The organism is Pseudoalteromonas nanhaiensis (genome assembly GCF_051235485.1).
GTDB lineage: Bacteria > Pseudomonadota > Gammaproteobacteria > Enterobacterales > Alteromonadaceae > Pseudoalteromonas > Pseudoalteromonas lipolytica_C.
This window is the reverse complement of the sequence record NZ_JBPNYQ010000008.1, coordinates 99,896-117,790: the sequence shown is the minus strand read 5'-3', so window position 1 is coordinate 117,790 and position 17,895 is coordinate 99,896. Positions and strand designations below refer to the sequence as shown.

Genomic DNA, 17,895 nt, shown 5'->3' with positions numbered 1-17,895 from the left:
GCGCACCGTTTTGACAACACACGATGCACAATGCAGTGGTCACTCTTCGGTAACTGAATGGGGAAAGTTCAGCGGACCGATATAACTATAATTTGGAGAACACCGCTTATGTTTAAAAGAACACACATAGCCAGTGCTGTAGTTATGGCATTTACCTGTCAATTTGCTTTTGCACAGGAGGAAGCACCAAACACTCCTGAGAATAACGTCGATGAGATGGAGGTTATTCAAGTATCAGGTATTCGCGGCAGTTTAAACAAAGCGCTAGATGAAAAACGTGCAAGCGTTCAAATCGTGGATGCAATTGTTGCTGAAGATATTGGTAAATTCCCTGATAACAATGTAGTTGAAGCACTACAACGTGTGACAGGTGTACAAACAACAGGCCGTGGTGCTGGTGAAGTAAGTGCGGTTTCAATCCGTGGTCTTACTGATGTTAATACCACAGTTAATGGCCGCGCTATCTTTACAGGTGCGGGTCGTGATGTGGCGCTGCAAGACATTCCTGCAAGTTTACTTTCAGGCGTAACAGTTTATAAAACCCGTTCGGCGGATCAAATTGAACGTGGTATCGCAGGTGCGATTGATATTAAAACCCACCGTCCTTTCAACTTCGAAGGTGAAAAAGTTGTTTTAGCGGCACGTGCGATTTACTCAGATCAACCAGATGAAGTTGATCCAAATATCAGTGCATTACTTTCTAATCGTTGGGAAATCGACGGTGCTGGTGAGTTTGGTGCACTTTTCAATATTTCTTATGCTGAAACACATTACCGCGATGACACCATCACAGCGGGTGCAGCGTTCCCATTCTTTACTGATAAACCACAGTACAACTACTCACCGTACTCACGTGTACCAAATGAATTTTGGACTCAAGGCACTGAGTTAGGTCTACCGACTGCGGCAGGTTCTACTTTAGACGTAAATGGTGAGCCAACTGAATACCTACTTGCACGTGATGCTATTTTTGGTACTTCATTCACTGGTCTTCGTAAGCGTCCAGCTGCGTCTGTCTCTTTACAGTGGGCACCAGATGAAACCCTAGAAATCACAGCTGAGGGTTTCTACACAGGTTACGAAAACGAATCGCAAAACGCGATGTGGTTCTCAAATACGTTTGAAAACGGTAACGGTTTCATTGAAACACCAACTGTGTTTGATGGCACTAATGTGGTTAAAGAAAAGCAAGCGATTGGCGCTGGCGGTTTCCAAAGTGGTGACTTTTCATATGGTAAAACAGATAGCTACTTATATGCGCTAGGTGCAGAGTGGCAAGCAAGCGATTACCTAACCATTAATACAGAAGTTGTTTACCAAGACAGTGAGTACGAAACAGATTTCTTCGCAATGCGTTTTGATCGTGTAGCGACGGGTCTTGACGTTGATTTTAATGATAAAGACGGCGTACCAGGCATCGCGTTTTGGGATAACCCAAACACAGCGGTAAACGAAGCAGATATGGCTGCTATCGAAAACTGGAATGCTGGCACTATTTATGACAATGGCGGCGGTAACGCGGGTGATGCATTAACTTTCACATTTGATGCTGAATACCTAATTGGTGGTACTTATTTTGATAAAGTGAAATTCGGTGGCCGTTACGAAAAACGTACTGCGCAAGAGTACACGCGTGGTCAAGATACTGGCATTGCAAACACATCTGTAGCTAGCTTAATTGAGCAATTAGCTGCAGCTGGGGCATCTGGTGATGGTTCTGGTATTGTGTTCCAAGTTGATGATTATTTCGATGGCCGTGCTGACGTCTTCGACAGCTTTGTAACTGCTGACGGTGGTTACATGCTAGATAACGGTGATGCTGTTCGTAGCGTATACGGCCTTGAAGCTGAAGACGTATACAAAACTTTTGATATCGAAGAAAACTCATACGCGCTATATGCCACAACTAACTTCTTCTTAACTGAAGATATCAGCGGTGAGTTTGGTTTACGTTATGTAAGCTACGAGCAAGATATGGACTTTATTGCTGAATCTGGCGGCATGAACTCAAATGTATTTGAAGAAAGCTCAGCAAGTGCTGATAGCAGCGCATTACTACCAAGCTTAGTACTTAACTGGAATATCACTGATGATGTAGTGGGCCGTGTAGCGTACACAGAAACATTACGTATGCCTAACTTTGCTGACTTAAACGCGCTGCAATACTGGTACGATCCATTAACAGAAGGTGCTACATACGGTACTGGTACGGGTGGTAACCCAGAGCTTAAACCAACAGAATCAAAGAACTATGACGTATCACTTGAATGGTACTTCGCAGATACAAGTTCACTTTACGCAGCTTACTTTTACCGTGAAATTGAAGGCTTAGTTGTTGCGGGTCGTAAGCAAGTAGTGCGCGAAGGCGATGATGGCGTAACACGCCCATATGTATTAAGTGCACCAGTGAATGCTTCAAACGGTGAACTGTCTGGTTTAGAAGTTGGTTTAGTTTACTTCCCAGAAAACTTACCAGAGTACTTAAACGGTTTTGGTGTGCAAGCAAGCTATACGATGCTTGACTCAGAGCAAGATACACCTGAATTCAATGAGCTAGGTGAAATCTCTGGTTATGTTGATTCACAAATGGCAGGTGTTTCTGATGAATCGTACAGCATCGTAGGTATCTACGAGCGTGATTCATTCGATATGCGTTTATCTTATGTATGGCGTTCTGAGTTCTACACAGGTAACGAAGCGGCAATCTTTGCTAACCCGATTCAGTTTTGGAATCGTCCTGAGCAAAGCTTAGACTTCCAATTTAGCTACAATGTGAATGATGACTTTGTTGTAACCTTTGATGCAACGAACATCCTCGACGACGTATATCAAAGCTACTACGGTGAAGGTAACGACAACCTATTTAACTTTGGTAACGGTATCTACTCACGTACATTCGCACTAGGTGCGCGTTATTCTTTCTAAATTTCTTTTATAGACCTAAAAACCCCGGCTTTGCTGGGGTTTTTTATTGGTTTCTATAAACCTAACCATCGGTCGAAAAGAGTTGCGATTTAATAAGTATGATAATACTATGAATTAGATTAGCATTAAATTTACAAAAATAACGAACGCTATGGCCAAGCTGTGTAATATCTAAGGCTGTAAATTTATTTGATACGCAATGTTGAGGGTTTTCGACATTGCTTGAAATAGTGAGTTGCGACTCATTATTGACCAATTAGGGTGTTGTTGTATGGAATCTCAAAAGTTATCCGTTGTAGAAAAGGTCGGCTTTGGTGCCGGTGACATGGCAGTAAATGTCATGGTTGCAGCGTTATTCTATTTTATGTCTTTCTTTTACACCGATATCTACGGACTTGATCCGGTTGATATGGGTGTGTTGTTTTTAGTGGCGCGTTTTGTTGATGCCTTTACCGACCCTTTAATGGGGGTGATCACCGACAAAGTGAAAACTCGTTGGGGTCAGTTCCGTCACTGGTTCTTATTTTTATCTGTGCCATATGGTTTGTCGGTCGTACTGCTATTTACCACGCCTGATTTCGACTACAACATGAAGTTAGCTTGGGCTTATGCCACTTACCTGTTTGCGACCTTGATGTTTACCGGTGTTGCTATCCCTTATATCTCTTACATTGGTGTATTAACTGCCGATCCTAAAGAGCGTTTGTCAGCCAATGGCTACCGTATGTTCTTCGCTAAAATTGCTAATGTAGTCATTGTATTTTCAGTTCCGCTACTTGCCTCATATTGGGGAGATGGCAGCTTATCGTATGGTTATAAACTGGCAATGGCATTGGTATCGGCATGTGCTGTTGCGTTGTTCTTGTTCTGCTTTTTTACTACCCGCGAACGTATTACTCATGAGCCACAAACCGAAGGCGTGCTTACGCAATTAAAGGTACTACTTAAAAACGACCAGTGGTTACTACTGTGTGCTGCATGTGTACTAGGTACGCTTGGTTATGCGATTCGTGGCAGTGTTGCTATGTATTACGCAACGTATTATTTAGGTGTACCAGACTTAGCAGGTGCCTTTACCAGTGCAGGTATTGCTGCATCTATTGTCTCTATGGTGGCAAGTACGTGGATCACGCAGCGTTACTGTAAAATGAAGCTATTCCGTCAATCACAAATTGCCGTGTTATTCATCTCATTGCTAATGTACTTTGTGGTGCAACCGGGTGATGTGATGATGGCGTTTGTACTTTATATCATCTTGTCATTTGTGGTTGATTTACACGCGCCAGTATTCTGGTCTGCAATTGCTGAAGCTGTAGATTACGGTGAAATTAAAGACGGTGTTCGTGCATCAGGTCTATCGTTTGGCGGCATTTCATTCTGCCAAAAAGCTGGTGGCGGTTTAGCTGGCTTAGCAGGTGGTTTATTACTGGCATTCTTTGAGTACAAGCCTAACGTTGAGCAAACCGAGTTCACCCTAATGGGCTTAGCACTGATGCTAACTATCATTCCTGGTGTATTTCACGCCTTACTTGGTTTGATCTTGAAAAAATACAAAATTACCGATGAGTACTATACGGATATGGTTATTCATAAACGCCTACCAAAATAACCACTCTTTAAATGCGCACACTAAACGGGGTGTGCGCTTTGCTCTTTAAAATAACAATTCGCTGGGAGGCAACAAACAGTATGAACACATTAAAAGTTAGCTATTTAGCAAGCATTTGTGCTGCATTATTAACTGTGACCGGTTGTAGTGAGCTGCCAACAGACAGTAAACAAACTGCTGCTGTGGAGCATGCTGAACATACCAGCGAACAACATTTATTTGCCCTAAACCAAGTAAGTTTAAGCGCCAGCCCGTTTTTACATGCACAGCAAACGAATGTGCGTTATTTATTAGCACTTCATCCTGATCAGCTACTTGCTCCTTACCTGCGTGAAGCCGGCCTTGAACCTAAAGCGCCTAACTATGGCAACTGGGAAAGCACAGGTCTTGATGGCCATATTGGTGGTCATTACCTTTCTGCCTTGAGTCTTGCGTGGGCAGCCACCGGTGACGAAGAATTAAAGCAGCGTTTAGATTATATGCTAAGCGAGCTGGATCGCGCCCAACAAGCCACAGGTGGTTACTTAGGTGGTATCCCAAATGGCGATGAAATGTGGCAGCAGATTGAAAAGGGTGAAATCAAAGCAGACTTATTTAGCTTAAATGACCGCTGGGTACCGCTTTATAACATCGATAAAATTTTCCATGGCTTGCGTGATGCATACGACGTAGCCGGTAGTGATAAAGCCAAACAAATGCTATTTAAGTTAGGCGAATGGTTCTTAGCGACCACAGCAAAGCTAACTGATGAACAAGTTCAACAAATGCTGTATTCAGAGCATGGTGGCTTAAATGATGTGTTTGCTGACATGTACTTTATTAGTGATGATGAGCGCTACTTAAAGCTAGCCCGCCAGTTTTCTCATAACATCATTATCGAACCTTTATTACACAAAGAAGATAAGTTAACGGGCCTGCATGCCAATACGCAAATTCCAAAAATTATTGGCATGTTGAAAGTAGCAAATGCCAGCGATGATGAAGCATGGCAGCAAGGTGCTGACTTTTTCTGGAAAACAGTGAGCCAAGAGCGCTCAGTATCAATTGGCGGTAACTCAGTACGTGAGCATTTTCATGATAAAAGTGATTTCACGCCAATGGTTGAAGATGTTGAAGGCCCAGAAACCTGCAACACTTACAACATGATGAAACTAAGTAAGTTATTGTTCTTAAAAAGCGGTGATACGCGCTATTTAGACTATTATGAGCGCGCCATATATAACCATATTTTATCATCACAACACCCAGAGCATGGTGGTCTTGTTTACTTTACCTCAATGCGTCCTGGTCATTACCGTATGTATTCGTCAGTGCAAGATTCAATGTGGTGTTGCGTAGGCTCAGGTATTGAAAATCACAGCAAATATGGTGAGCTGGTTTATAGCAATACTGGCAAAGAGCTATGGGTAAACTTGTTTATTCCAAGCACCTTAAACTGGCAACAGCAGGGCTTACAGATCACGCAAGAAAGCCAATTCCCAGATGATAACAAGGTCTCACTGACCGTGAATCGTTTGTCTGAGGGGCAAAACAATGAGTCGGTAATTCATATTCGTAAACCGTCTTGGCAACAAGGCGAGCTGAGCTTTACTCTAAATGGACAAGCTGTCAGCGCAATCGAAAAAGACGGTTACTACAGCATCAGCCATGCGTGGCAAAGTGGTGATAAACTTGCCTTTGAGCTTAGTCCTAAGCTTTATACTGAGCAGCTCCCTGATGGTCAGCATTATTATTCGGTGATGTACGGGCCTGTTGTAATGGCCACCAAAGTACAAGCATTTGCCAATGAAAAGCTTAACTTTGTTGCTGATAATAGCCGCATGGGCCACATTGCCGCAGGGCCGACTTGTCCGCCAGAGGCTCTACCAATTATGCTGAGCGAGCCAGAAAAATTTATTGCCGATCTCACTCGTAAACCGGGCCAAGAACTCGCATTTATCGCCGATAAAAATGTGGCGATTGCCAAGCAAGGTATCGATAACACTAAGAGCACAGAGCTAATTCCGTTCTTCCGCTTACACGATAGTCGCTATCAAGTGTATTGGCCGCAGCAAAGCGAAGCTGAGTTCACGCAATTTGTTGCCGATGCAAAAGCGGCCGAGCAAGCGAAAGAGCAGCTTCGTTTATTAACCGTTGATCAAATTACGCCGGGTGAACAACAACCTGAAGTCGAACACGACTTTAAAGGTGAAGGAACCCGTGCAGGTGTTAATAATGGTCATCATTGGCGCGATGCGACAGGTTGGTTTGAGTATCAGCTTAGTAACCCAGAACAAAAAGCGGTTGCTTTGCGTGTTCGCTATTTTATTGGCGATGTGAATCGTCATTTCTCAATTAATTTAAATGGTGAGCAATTAGCAGCAGTTAGTTTGCCTGTAGGTAAACCAACTGATGAGTTCTACACCATTGATTACCCGTTAACAGAAGCAATGAAAAAGTCGAAAACGCTGACCTTACGTTTTGCTGCCGACAAAGATTCTGTTGCCGGTGGTATCTATGGTATTCGTTTAATTAACGCACAATAAAGAGTTGGCTATGTTAAGCAACAATGTGTTCGCGACGGCGAAAGAGCAAGTCTTACCGTCGCTTTTAGATAACAGCGCTGAGCAACACAGTTTTTACCGAACACCGACAGGGCTTGGTTATCGAGTAATTGAGCAAGGTCAGGGGGATAAACCTAGTTGGGATGCCACAGTGACTGTGCATCAACGCGTTACCCTTAAAAATGGTCGGGTGTTGTTCGACACTCGCAAGCAAGGCGCTGCTGTAGAGTACGAAATTGCAGAGGCGATAGTGGGCTTGCAAGAAGCATTGCAATTAATGAATAAAGGCAGTCGCTTTGAGGTTTTAATCCCTGCACACCTTGCGCGCGATGTGTACAGCGTATTTATTGAAGAAAAGCATCAACAAGGCTGCCAAAGCCCCATGCTCGTTGATATTACCTTGGTTGATTTTAGTTGATAACACCTACTTTCAACCTCAAACGAGGTCATTAAAGCAAATAAAAAACCTGCAATTTGCAGGTTTTTTTGGTTTGAATAATTACTTTGTGAGCTTGGTTTTGAGCTTATTTAGGTCGGCGGGGTTAACAACCGGCCAATCGTTTTTCCAGCTCATAGGTAAAATACGTAGCTTTTGCACGCCGTTGTCGGCGGTTTCGTAGGCGTGTAATACTAAATAGTCTTTGCCATCAAAGGTGTATGCAGCATTGTGGCCAAGAGCAGCCCAATCTTTGTTACCTTCAATAACTAAACTGCCACCGCCATCAACCATAGAGCGACCTTGTTGATCTAAATATGGGCCTTCGATGTTTTTACTGCGGCCTACGCGCACGTTGTAAGTACTCTCAACGCCACGGCAGCATTTATCAAACGAAACAAACAAGTAGTAATAGCCGTTCTTTTTAAAGATATAAGGTGCTTCAATTGGGCCATGTTCCGTGTTTGGGCGACTCGCAATGTGGTGCCATTTTTCAGGTTTTGCTAAGCGCACCATGTCATCATCAAGTTGTACTAGTTTAAGACCACCCCAGAACGAACCAAAGCTCATCCACGGTGTACCATTCTCATCTTCGATAATGGCAGGGTCGATCGCGTTCCAATCGTCACGCTCAGGCACTGATTCAACCACTATGCCGTAGTCAATCCACTTGTAATCAGGTGATGATGGGTCAAGGGTTTCGTTAATCGTTACACCAATTGCTGAGGTGTTTTTGCCAAATGCAGAGACTGAGTAATAAAGGTAAAACTTACCATTTTTCTCATACACATCAGGTGCCCATAAGTGGCCATCAAAGCTTGGTGAAATACGCTTTGCCCAACTTGGCTCGTCTTTAAAAACGCGGCCTGTGAGTTTCCAGTTGGTTAAATCTTTCGATTCATAATAGGTAATACCAGGGCCTGTGCTAAATACATAGTACGTGTCGCCTTCTTTGGTCATCACCGGATCGTGTACTTCAACTTGCTTTGCAGAAACGGCTGCGGCAGAAAAAAGTAGCCCTGTTGAAAGCCACTTCATTGCGTGTGTCACCTTACTTACGGGTCTCATGCTTGAATACCTTTTGTTGTTTTAACTCTTGTGTTCATTCAGCTACTATATAATATGTAATACAATATTAACAATAAAATCGAGACGAAATACAGGACACATTATGCTCAAAAAATTATCTCGGCTAACGCTTGTTAGTGCGTTAAGTGCCTCGCCATTGTCAGCCCTTGCTGATGCTAATAGTAGCAAGACTTTAGCGCCAATTGATAACCCCATTGTACTCAAACGTGCCGATCCTTGGTTAGTTCGCGATGATAAAAGTGGCTGTTACACGTTTATAGGTAGTTCGCCGAAATTTGATGAAATTGAGCTGCGCCAAGCTTGTCGCTTAAACGATTTAAAATTAGCTGAGCCGAAGGTTATTTGGCAAAAGCGCGATAAAGGCCCAATGAGTGTCAATATTTGGGCCCCTGAGCTGCATCAGATTGATGGCAGTTGGTATATCTACTTCGCTGCAGGTGATATCGAAAAGCCGTTTAGTATTCGCATGTATGCACTTAAAAACGACAGCGCTAACCCGATGCAAGGTGAGTGGCAAGAAATGGGGCAAGTCACCAGCCATCTTGATAGTTTTTCGCTTGATGCCACAAGTTTTACGCACAAGGGTAAACGTTATATGATTTGGGCGCAGCAAAACCAGCCTGCAACCTATAACTCGGCTTTATGGTTAGCTGAAATGGACTCACCAACATCAATTAAAGAACCGATTATTGCGATTACAGAGCCAACTCTTGATTGGGAAGTGCAAGGCTATAAGGTGAACGAAGGTGCTGCAGTCATCACCCATGGCGATAAAATATTTGTCACTTATTCAGCCAGTGCCACCGATCATCGATATGCAATGGGCTTGCTATGGGCAGATGTGAATGCTGACTTACTTGACCCTGCTAGCTGGCATAAGAAGGCTGAGCCGGTGTTTACCAGCAATGCTGAGCTAGGTCGTTTTGGTCCTGGACACAACAGTTTTGTGAAAGCTGAAGATGGGATAACCGATTTAATGATTTATCACAGCCGTGACTATAAAGAGCTCAAAGGCACACCACTTACAGATCCTAACCGCCATGCGCGAGCACGTATTATTACGTGGGATAAAAACGGTTTTCCAGTGTTTTCACCAGAACTCGCTGATTAAAAAAGGGCGCCAATTGGCGCCCTACAACTTTGGGAACGAACGATTACCAGAAGCGGTAGTAAATAAAGGCAGTAATACCAATAATACCCGCGGTATGAATGTAATCCCACTTATCTAAGCCGGCAGCTACTTCTTTCATAGTTGCTTTATCTAGGCTTGAGAAAGTAAGACCTTTCAATTGTTCTTCGTCTGCTTGTTTGGTGAAAATACTCACCACAATCATAATCGCAACGACCACGACAAATAGCAGAATACAGTAATACAACCAGTTCATCGTGGTGATCCATGCAAACGATGAACCTGTTAAATCATCCTTAAACGGTAGTAACACTAAGCGGATCATACCCAGTACAAACCCTGATACTAAGCCCACAAAACCCGCTGTTGGAGTGATGCGTTTACTACATAAACCTAGTAAGAATACCGCAGCAATACCCGGTGCAATAAGAGACTGCACACTTTGCAAGTATTCATAAAGCACATCGGCAATTAAGCTCATCACGGGTATCCATAGAAGGCCTAATACAACAATAACGATAGTGGCAATGCGGCCTACTTTAAGAAGGTGCTTCTCAGATGATTCTGGTTTGAATTTTTTATAGAAATCAATGGTGAACAAGGTTGCTGATGAGTTAAATAATGATGCTAAAGAGCTCATAAGAGCCGCTACTAAACCACCAATTACAATTCCCTTTACGCCCGCTGGTAATAGCTCAGCAACTAACGTTGGGAAGGCTTGGTCAGCACTTTCATAGCTAATAATACCTTTAACATTTAATGCGTATGCAATCATGCCCGGTACTAAGAAGATAAATACAGGAAGTAGCTTTAAGTAACCGGCAAACATGGTACCACGACGGGCTTCTTTAATGCCTTTTGCAGATAAAACACGTTGTACGATGTATTGGTCTGTACACCAATACCAAAAACCAATTATGAATGAACCAAACACAATGCCAGGCCATGGGAATTCAGCATCTGAAGCACTACGAATAAGGTGCATATTAGCATCGTTGATACGCTCAACTTCTGCCCAGCCACCTACTTTATCTAAACCAACAACTAATATGACTAAGGAGCCAATAATGAGCACAGGGGTCTGCAACACCGAGGTCCACATGATGGCTTTCATACCGCCAAGTACCGTATAAATACCAGTGATCACCACAAGGCCAATGGCTGAAATCCAAAAGAAATCGATACCCCAAATACTCTCAATACCTAAGATTGTTTTAAACGCGATACCACCAGCATAAACCGTCACCGCAACCTTGGTTAATACATAACTAATCAATGAGATAACAGATAAGAAGGTACGTGATTTAGAGTTAAAGCGGCGCTCAAGGAACTCTGGCATGGTGTAGACTTTACTACTCCAATAAAAAGGCACGAAAATCCAACCGAGTAGTAGAATGATCCACGATTGCATCTCCCAGTGAGCCAGTGCCATACCCGATTGTGCACCTGAACCTGAAAGGCCCACTAAATGTTCCGAGCCAATGTTTGATGCGAAAATAGAGGCACCAATCACTAACCAACTTGCATTACGACCCGCTAAAAAGTAATCAGCGGTGTCTTCTTCTTTTTGTCGCATAGACATCACGACAACGCCCAGTAACAGGACAAAAAATCCTGCTAGCACTGCCCAGTCTAAGGTACTTAGTTCGACCATCGTGTGTTCCACCTAATTTTGAAAGAGAATTTTTGCTTTTTTAGTTGTCTAATAAAAATATTATATTATAAATAGGCCAAGTGAAAGAGATTTGTTAAAATAAGGTGACACTATGTAGTTGAAATGGTGACTTGATTGCGCAATTTATAGACACTTGCATTAGGCTATTTTTTGTTTGTTATTGATTTTAATCAATTATTTCCAGGATGACGGAATAGCTTTATAGATGTATCATATTACTCAGATCTTTTGAGGAACACACATGGCGCGCTTAGAAAATTTAAACCTATCACAACAAGTTACCAATGAGCTTGGTAAGGCAATTATTGTTGGAGATTATAACTCTGAAACGGGGCTACCAACCGAAGCACAATTATGCGAAGTGTATGGTATTAGCCGCACAGCTGTTCGTGAAGCAGTGAAAATGCTAGCAGCAAAAGGACTGATTTCTTCTCGTCCACGACAAGGTATTCGTGTTGAGTCTGCTGATAACTGGAATTTATACGATACAAGCGTATTAAAATGGTTGTTAGAAAGCAGCCCATCGCTGTACGTATTAAAAGAATTCTTACAAGTGCGCTTGGCGATTGAGCCACAAGCAGCAGCACTTGCAGCAAGAAAAGGCGACCAAGCAGCCATTGCAGAAATCAAAATGGCACTCGATAAAATGCAAGCGGCAGCAGAAGAGCCAGAAGGCGTAATGCATGAGCCAGATCTTGCCTTCCACACTGCAATTTTACATGCCAGTGGTAACCGTTTCTTCTATCAATTACGTGATTTTATTAGCACCGCATTACACGTGAGTATTCAACATACTACACCTGCTAAGGGCAACAAAAAGGCCATCGCTGAAGAGCACTTTAAAGTGTATAACGCGATTGCGAGCGGCGATCCTGAACGTGCTAAAAACATGATGACGTACATGATTGATGAAGCAATGGCGTTTATTGAAAAAGAAATCGCTGATAAAGAAGCGGCTCAATAAGTATCGCTTTTTGACGTTGTAATTACTTTAAAACAAAAGGTTATCATGCCAAATTCAAACGAGCTAAAAACAGTTTACCCAAGCCTTGTTGGTAAGAGTGTGTTTATTACTGGCGGTGCATCGGGAATTGGTGAAGTAATGGTAACGCGGTTCTGCGAGCAGGGCGCGAAAGTCACCTTTGTTGATATTGCAACCGAGCAAAGCGATGCGTTATGTGCGAAATTAGCTGGTAAATATGAGTTTGACCCGCAATTTATTCATTGCGATATACGTGATGTAGAAGCCTTAAAAGCGGCCATTGAGCAAACTCGTCAGCAACAGGGTGACATTGGTGTGTTAATTAATAACGCAGCCGATGACACCCGCCATGCCGCTGAAAATATGGATGTGAAATATTGGGAAGACAAGTTTGCAGTTAACTTGCGCCCGTGTTTTTTCTCATCGCAAGCTGTGGTTGAACACATGCAGCGTTTAGGCGGTGGTAGCATTATCAATATGGGATCGGTAAGCTGGCGTATTAAGCAAACAGGCATGCCAGCCTACACAACAGCGAAAGCGGGGATTGAAGGTTTAACCCGTTCATTAGCTGCTTCATATGGTAAAGACAATATTCGTGTAAATTCACTGGTTCCGGGGTGGGTGATGACAGAGCGCCAAATTACTCATTGGCTAACCCCAGAAATGATTGAAGATGTTCGTTTAAGTCAATGTATTAACGAAACAATTCAACCAGACCATGTAGTGAATGCCGCGCTATTCTTAGCCGCTGATGATAGCTGCATGATGACAGCACAATCACTGATAGTGGATGCAGGTTGGACTTAACTAAATTGTCAGTTGCATTAACTTAAAGCAAAGAAAAAAATTTTACATAATTCAAATGATACTATAATAATAAATAATTATTTAAAACATTTGAAATCTCATAGTTAGGAAGGTGGTAAGAAAGTTTGACCGACTTTGTGCTTGTTTATTTAATTCTGATTATTGGCGCTTGCCTGCAAAGTGTTATTGGCTTTGGTTTAGGCATGTTATGTGTGCCAGTGCTTTACTGGCTAATGCCAGAGCTGGTGCCGGGACCAATGATTTTGAATGCGCTGTTTTTAACGTCGGTGTTAATGATTAAACACCGTGGCTCGATAGACATGAAACAAACAGGCATATCCATTATTGGTGGAGCTGTGGGGGTTATCTTTGCTGCTATTGTGATGTTGTATGTCAATGCGAAGCAGTATCAGCTATTGCTTGGGGTGAGTATTTTGGTGGTGGTGGCGTTGTCTATCATAGGTATGAAACCGAAAATTTCCACCATTACAAGCTTGCTAGCGTCGATGTCGTCGGGCTTTTTAGGCACCACTACTTCTGCTGGTGGCGCGCCAATGGGGCTGCTCTATCAAGCTGAAGATAAAGACAAAATTAAAGCTAATCTAAGCGCCTTTTTCGTATTTATAAACTTGTTTGGCATTGTTGTACTGATGCTTACAGGCTCTGCCGATATGGCTGATGTGAAGTTGTTCTTTTTCTGCTTACCCGCAATTTTAATTGGCTGGGGCTTGTCGTTTGTGATCAACAATAACCTCAATGAAAAGGCCATTCGCGGCATCATCTTACTGGTTGCTGGTTTATCTGGCCTAGCACTTATTTTCATACACAGATAGAATGAGAATAGTTCAGCTGTTTGTGTAATGAAGCCTATGCTCGATGACACCATTAAAGTAATCATTTCTAGCCAATGCCAATTAGGCGAAGGTGCCTATTTTGCCAAGGCGCATAACTGTTTATTTTGGGTCGATATTTTAGGGCAGCGTTTGTTTCGTTTAGATTGCCAATCGATGCGCGTTAGCCAGTTTACTATGCCAGAACCTATTTGCTGGGTGATGGAAACCGAGCAAGGCGAATTAGTGGCAGGCTTTGCTAAAGGTGTTTATAAGCTAAATAGTGAAGACTTTAGCCGCGAGCTAGTTTATGCAATAGATCACGAACCGCTACAAAACCGCTTAAACGATGGTAAAACGTCTCGCCAAGGCTTTGGCTTTTTTGGCTCAATGGACTCTCAAGAGCAAAGCAGTAGTGGCAAGTTATACCGTTTTGGTCATGGTCAGACTCCGACAGCGGTAGATCATGACTACACGATTAGCAATGGCCCCGCGGTAAGTAAAAATGGCCAGTTTCTATATTCTACAGACTCAGATAAACAAACAATCTACCGCTTCACTCTGAATGAGCATGGCGAGCTTGCTGATAAGCACGAGTTTATTCGCTTTACTGACAATATGGGCTTTCCTGATGGCATGACCGTCGATAGCGAAGATCATCTTTGGGTTGCCGCATGGAATGGTTATGGCATTTATCGTTTTGCTCCAAGTGGTGAGCAGGTGCAGTTTATTCGCTTGCCCGCACCGCGTGTTACGAGTGTCGCATTTGTCGGCGAGGAGCTCACACATCTTGCGGTGACGACTGCTGCAGTAGGGTTAGAAGACTCGGTGCTCGCTGATTACCCGCACAGTGGGGGCGTGTTTATTCTTGAGCCGGGCGTTAAAGGTATTGCTGAAACGCCCCTAAAACTATAGGTTTTCCATCACTTGATAACGCAATTCGCCAAGAAATGCGCGTGCTGCCGGACCTAGTTTGTCACCATCTTTAAAGAGCAAATGTAACTTAGCGCTACGACTACTGTTATGAGTTAAATTGAGCGCTTTCATTTGCCCAGCAGCGAGTTGTTTTTCTATCGCTATTTTTGGTAGCCATGCAAAGCCAAGTCCATTACTGATCATATCAATCGAAGTGCGTATATGAGTAACGGTCCAGCGCTGGTCGGCACCTAACCAGCCACCATCTTGTTTGTGTTTTTTTGCTGAGTCGCGAACAACAATTTGGCGGTGTGACTTTAAATCTTCGAGAGTGATTTCACGCTCTATCGCATGTAAAGGGTGATCTGGGTGAGCTACAGCGATAAATTCGATATCGCATAATTCTTCGTGAAAGTTTGCCGCTATCGGAAAGCCGGTAATGGCAATATCAACCTGATCGTTTTCGAGCAGCTCATTGCCCCCCATTAGCACAGACTCATGCAGTTCAATACGCAGTTGCGGGTATTGCGACGAAGTATCGTTAAGCACTTTATAAAGCAATTGCTGCGGAAAAATAGCATCAACAGCAATGCGTAATTTACTTTCTATACCTTCACCTAAGGTTTGACCTATAGCCTCAACTTTTGCAGCTTCATCAAGTAAGTAATTGGCACGGCGCAGTATCATTTCACCAGATTCAGTGAGTACTGTTTTACGGCCTTGAATGCTGAATAACTTTACATTGAGTGCAGATTCAATCTTACCAACTGCATTATGAATACTCGATTGGCTTTTATGAATGCCTTGTGAGGCTTGGTTGAAGCCTCCAAATTCAACAACAGCACGAAACATGCGCCACTGTTCTAGCGTAATTCTTAGCATGATGTTCCTTTGCTTACTTAACTGCCTAATAGTACCTGTAAATGCTGAAAAAGTTTACTTTTTAGCAGTGGGCAACTCAATATACTCAAGCTCATCACCAGGAATGCTTGCAAAGCGCTGAGCTTGCCAATCTTGTTTTGCTTGCTCGATGCGCTGTTTGCTGTAAGCGACAAAATTCCAGTGTAAATATGGGACTTTATTAAATTTACTGCCACCAAGTAAAATAAAGCGGCTGTGCACCAGTGTCGTTATTTCGTGTTCGCTGTCATCAAGTAGCACAAAGTCGCCTTGGGTATAGCGAGTATCACCCACACTAATTTCACCATAAATAACATACACGGCGGTTTCATGATGAGGATGCGGTTTAGTAATATGGCTACCTTGCTCGGCTACCGTATCTACATAAAACATCGGCGAGTAGCTTTTCACCGGCGAGCTTAAGCCATAGGCATCACCCACGATGAGTCGCATCAACACGCCTTTTTCTATTTTTTCAGGCAGCTGCTGTTTTTTGATATGTTCAAAGCGCGGTGCTATTTCGGTCATACTCTCAGGTAAAGCAACCCAGCATTGCAGGCCATTGATGTCGTGCTCGCTCGCCCGCACCTCAAGGCTTTCTCTTTCTGAGTGCACTATACCGCGACCTGCTGTCATCCAGTTAACATCGCCGGGTTCTATTTGCAGGCTATTACCTAGCGAATCGCGATGGTAAATGCTGCCCGTAAATAAATAAGTGAGCGTTGACAGGCCAATATGAGGGTGAGGCTTTACATTTATGCCTTCACCGCGAGGAAAGTGATTCGGCCCCATGTGGTCAAAAAAGATAAATGGGCCTACCATTTTCTTGTCAAAATGCGGCAAGATGCGTTTTACATCGAGCCCACCAATATCGTGGCTGGTTGCTGTTAATAATTTTGCCATGCTCGCGCCTCTTAAAAATAAACTCAGCCAATAACCTAGGGTATTGGCTGGGATTAATATTATGCCTGACTACGCTTTAAAACTAGTTGATCTAGGCTGATTTTGCCTGCCCCAACACTCGCTAATGCTAAAAAGCCGCCAGCCATTGCAATGTTTTTGTAGAACATTAAAAATTGCATTTGATCATCAAGTTGAAAGTGGAATAACAAAGCACTGACTAGGCTGAAACCAGCAAAAGCGACAGCGGTTAGTTGTGTTAAAAAGCCCAGTAAAATAAATAACCCGCCCACAATCTCAAATGCAATCACAAACGGCAGTAAGAACTCTGGTAAACCGACACTACTCATATATTGCGCTGTTGCATCAAAGAATTCTATTTTGCTAAAGCCGGTTAGTAAAAAGATCGCCGATAAACCAATACGTGCCAATAAAGTGCTAATATTTTGTAATTGTGGTTGTGCTGTTATTAAAGTAAAAAGTTTCATAGTAGGTATCCTGTTTAGTTAAGCAGTGTGTCTGCGATGGAGTAACTATAAGTTCACTTTAAAAGAATTAAAAATTGTAAAATTAGCGTCAATTATTCTTTAAAAGAGAATTTAAAAGGAGGTTGAATATGAAGTTGTTGTTATTAATAGGGTTTAGTTTTTCGGTGGCAGTAAGCAGCTTGGTGTTTGCTAATCAAAATTTACCAAATAGCCGCCATTATGAGTTATTAGCTTCAGATATTGCGGTGCAACAAAGCTGGCAAGTTAAAGACACAATTAAAGGTTATGAGATGCTGGAATATCAAATAAACCTTAATAAAGGCAATACCTTAATGGTTGATTTGGCTCCTTCAAACTCGAGTAACTACTTTAATATTTTACCAAAAGGCAATCCAACCGCTTTGTTTGTTGGCCCGGCAAAAGGAGATCATGCCGAGATTAACATCCCTGATGATGGTGATTATGTGATTCGGGTGTTTTTGATGCGCAATGCCGCGCGTCGTGATGAGCAAAGTAACTTTACAGCCGATATCACGGTAATAAAAAGTGCACTAAAAGGCATGCACCCAAGCTGGGATGTCGATGGTGATGGGATTAATGATTGCGAGAAAGACGGTAGCTGCGATCACACTGTTGACTACAGTCTTCCTCGAAAGTCGAATTAGGC

15 protein-coding genes are annotated in these 17,895 nt (G+C 42.9%); 10 read left to right on the top strand and 5 right to left on the bottom strand.

Annotation, left to right across the window (positions count from 1 at the left end; genetic code table 11):
* Positions 1–108: 108 nt before the first annotated feature.
* The 4 genes from ACSFVZ_RS09640 (at position 109) to ACSFVZ_RS09625 (ending at position 7,495) form a co-directional block, all read left to right on the top strand.
* A complete protein-coding gene (locus ACSFVZ_RS09640; RefSeq protein WP_235383099.1) occupies positions 109–2,925 on the top strand; it encodes a TonB-dependent receptor in 2,817 nt (938 codons plus the stop codon).
* 271 nt (positions 2,926–3,196) lie between these two features.
* Positions 3,197–4,534 carry an MFS transporter gene (locus tag ACSFVZ_RS09635; protein WP_138557847.1) on the top strand — a complete coding sequence of 446 codons (1,338 nt, stop codon included), beginning with the start codon at positions 3,197–3,199 and terminating at the stop codon, positions 4,532–4,534.
* Between the two features lie 80 nt (positions 4,535–4,614).
* Positions 4,615–7,059, top strand: a complete 2,445-nt coding sequence (locus tag ACSFVZ_RS09630) for a beta-L-arabinofuranosidase domain-containing protein (protein ID WP_435558699.1) — start codon at positions 4,615–4,617, stop codon at positions 7,057–7,059.
* A gap of 10 nt (positions 7,060–7,069) precedes the next feature.
* Positions 7,070–7,495: an FKBP-type peptidyl-prolyl cis-trans isomerase gene (locus tag ACSFVZ_RS09625; RefSeq protein ID WP_435558698.1), complete on the top strand. Its 426-nt coding sequence runs from the start codon at positions 7,070–7,072 to the stop codon at positions 7,493–7,495.
* 81 nt (positions 7,496–7,576) lie between these two features.
* Here the strand turns inward: ACSFVZ_RS09625 and ACSFVZ_RS09620 are convergent, their stop codons facing one another.
* Positions 7,577–8,551, bottom strand: coding sequence for an arabinan endo-1,5-alpha-L-arabinosidase (locus ACSFVZ_RS09620; protein WP_295511664.1), 975 nt, complete (start codon positions 8,549–8,551; stop codon positions 7,577–7,579).
* A gap of 133 nt (positions 8,552–8,684) precedes the next feature.
* Here ACSFVZ_RS09620 and ACSFVZ_RS09615 point away from each other — a divergent pair, with 133 nt between their 5' ends.
* The gene (locus ACSFVZ_RS09615; protein WP_435558697.1) at positions 8,685–9,713 is read left to right on the top strand and encodes a glycoside hydrolase family 43 protein; all 1,029 of its coding nucleotides are present in this window, start codon (positions 8,685–8,687) and stop codon (positions 9,711–9,713) included.
* A 43-nt stretch (positions 9,714–9,756) separates the two neighbouring features.
* Here ACSFVZ_RS09615 and ACSFVZ_RS09610 read toward each other — a convergent pair whose 3' ends face one another.
* Positions 9,757–11,385: a sodium:solute symporter gene (locus ACSFVZ_RS09610; RefSeq protein WP_055020596.1), complete on the bottom strand. Its 1,629-nt coding sequence runs from the start codon at positions 11,383–11,385 to the stop codon at positions 9,757–9,759.
* A 262-nt stretch (positions 11,386–11,647) separates the two neighbouring features.
* Here ACSFVZ_RS09610 and ACSFVZ_RS09605 point away from each other — a divergent pair, with 262 nt between their 5' ends.
* The 4 genes from ACSFVZ_RS09605 to ACSFVZ_RS09590 all read left to right on the top strand — a co-directional run bounded on the left by ACSFVZ_RS09605 (position 11,648) and on the right by ACSFVZ_RS09590 (position 14,940).
* Positions 11,648–12,370 (top strand): FadR/GntR family transcriptional regulator, encoded by a 723-nt coding sequence (locus ACSFVZ_RS09605; RefSeq protein WP_135923032.1) that lies wholly within the window; start codon positions 11,648–11,650, stop codon positions 12,368–12,370.
* A gap of 45 nt (positions 12,371–12,415) precedes the next feature.
* A complete protein-coding gene (locus ACSFVZ_RS09600; protein ID WP_135923031.1) occupies positions 12,416–13,195 on the top strand; it encodes an SDR family NAD(P)-dependent oxidoreductase in 780 nt (259 codons plus the stop codon).
* Positions 13,196–13,320: 125 nt separating this feature from the next.
* On the top strand, positions 13,321–14,028 hold the full coding sequence (locus ACSFVZ_RS09595; RefSeq protein WP_435558696.1) for a sulfite exporter TauE/SafE family protein: 708 nt from the start codon (positions 13,321–13,323) through the stop codon (positions 14,026–14,028).
* A 27-nt stretch (positions 14,029–14,055) separates the two neighbouring features.
* On the top strand, positions 14,056–14,940 hold the full coding sequence (locus ACSFVZ_RS09590) for an SMP-30/gluconolactonase/LRE family protein (protein WP_435558695.1): 885 nt from the start codon (positions 14,056–14,058) through the stop codon (positions 14,938–14,940).
* Here the strand turns inward: ACSFVZ_RS09590 and ACSFVZ_RS09585 are convergent.
* Genes ACSFVZ_RS09585 through ACSFVZ_RS09575 form a run of 3 tightly spaced genes read right to left on the bottom strand, consistent with a single transcriptional unit; the run spans position 14,935 to position 17,228 of the window.
* A complete protein-coding gene (locus tag ACSFVZ_RS09585; protein ID WP_435558694.1) occupies positions 14,935–15,822 on the bottom strand; it encodes a LysR family transcriptional regulator in 888 nt (295 codons plus the stop codon). The two genes, ACSFVZ_RS09590 and ACSFVZ_RS09585, sit on opposite strands and share 6 nt — an antisense overlap.
* Before the next feature lie 54 nt (positions 15,823–15,876).
* Complete coding sequence (locus tag ACSFVZ_RS09580; protein ID WP_235383106.1) at positions 15,877–16,743, bottom strand: pirin family protein; 867 nt, start codon at positions 16,741–16,743, stop codon at positions 15,877–15,879.
* 59 nt (positions 16,744–16,802) lie between these two features.
* Positions 16,803–17,228, bottom strand: a complete 426-nt coding sequence (locus ACSFVZ_RS09575) for a DoxX family protein (RefSeq protein WP_138557840.1) — start codon at positions 17,226–17,228, stop codon at positions 16,803–16,805.
* Between the two features lie 128 nt (positions 17,229–17,356).
* On the opposite strand from ACSFVZ_RS09575, the gene ACSFVZ_RS09570 reads away from it, so the two are divergent.
* Positions 17,357–17,893: a hypothetical protein gene (locus ACSFVZ_RS09570; RefSeq protein ID WP_435558693.1), complete on the top strand. Its 537-nt coding sequence runs from the start codon at positions 17,357–17,359 to the stop codon at positions 17,891–17,893.
* The last annotated feature ends 2 nt before the right edge of the window (positions 17,894–17,895 follow it).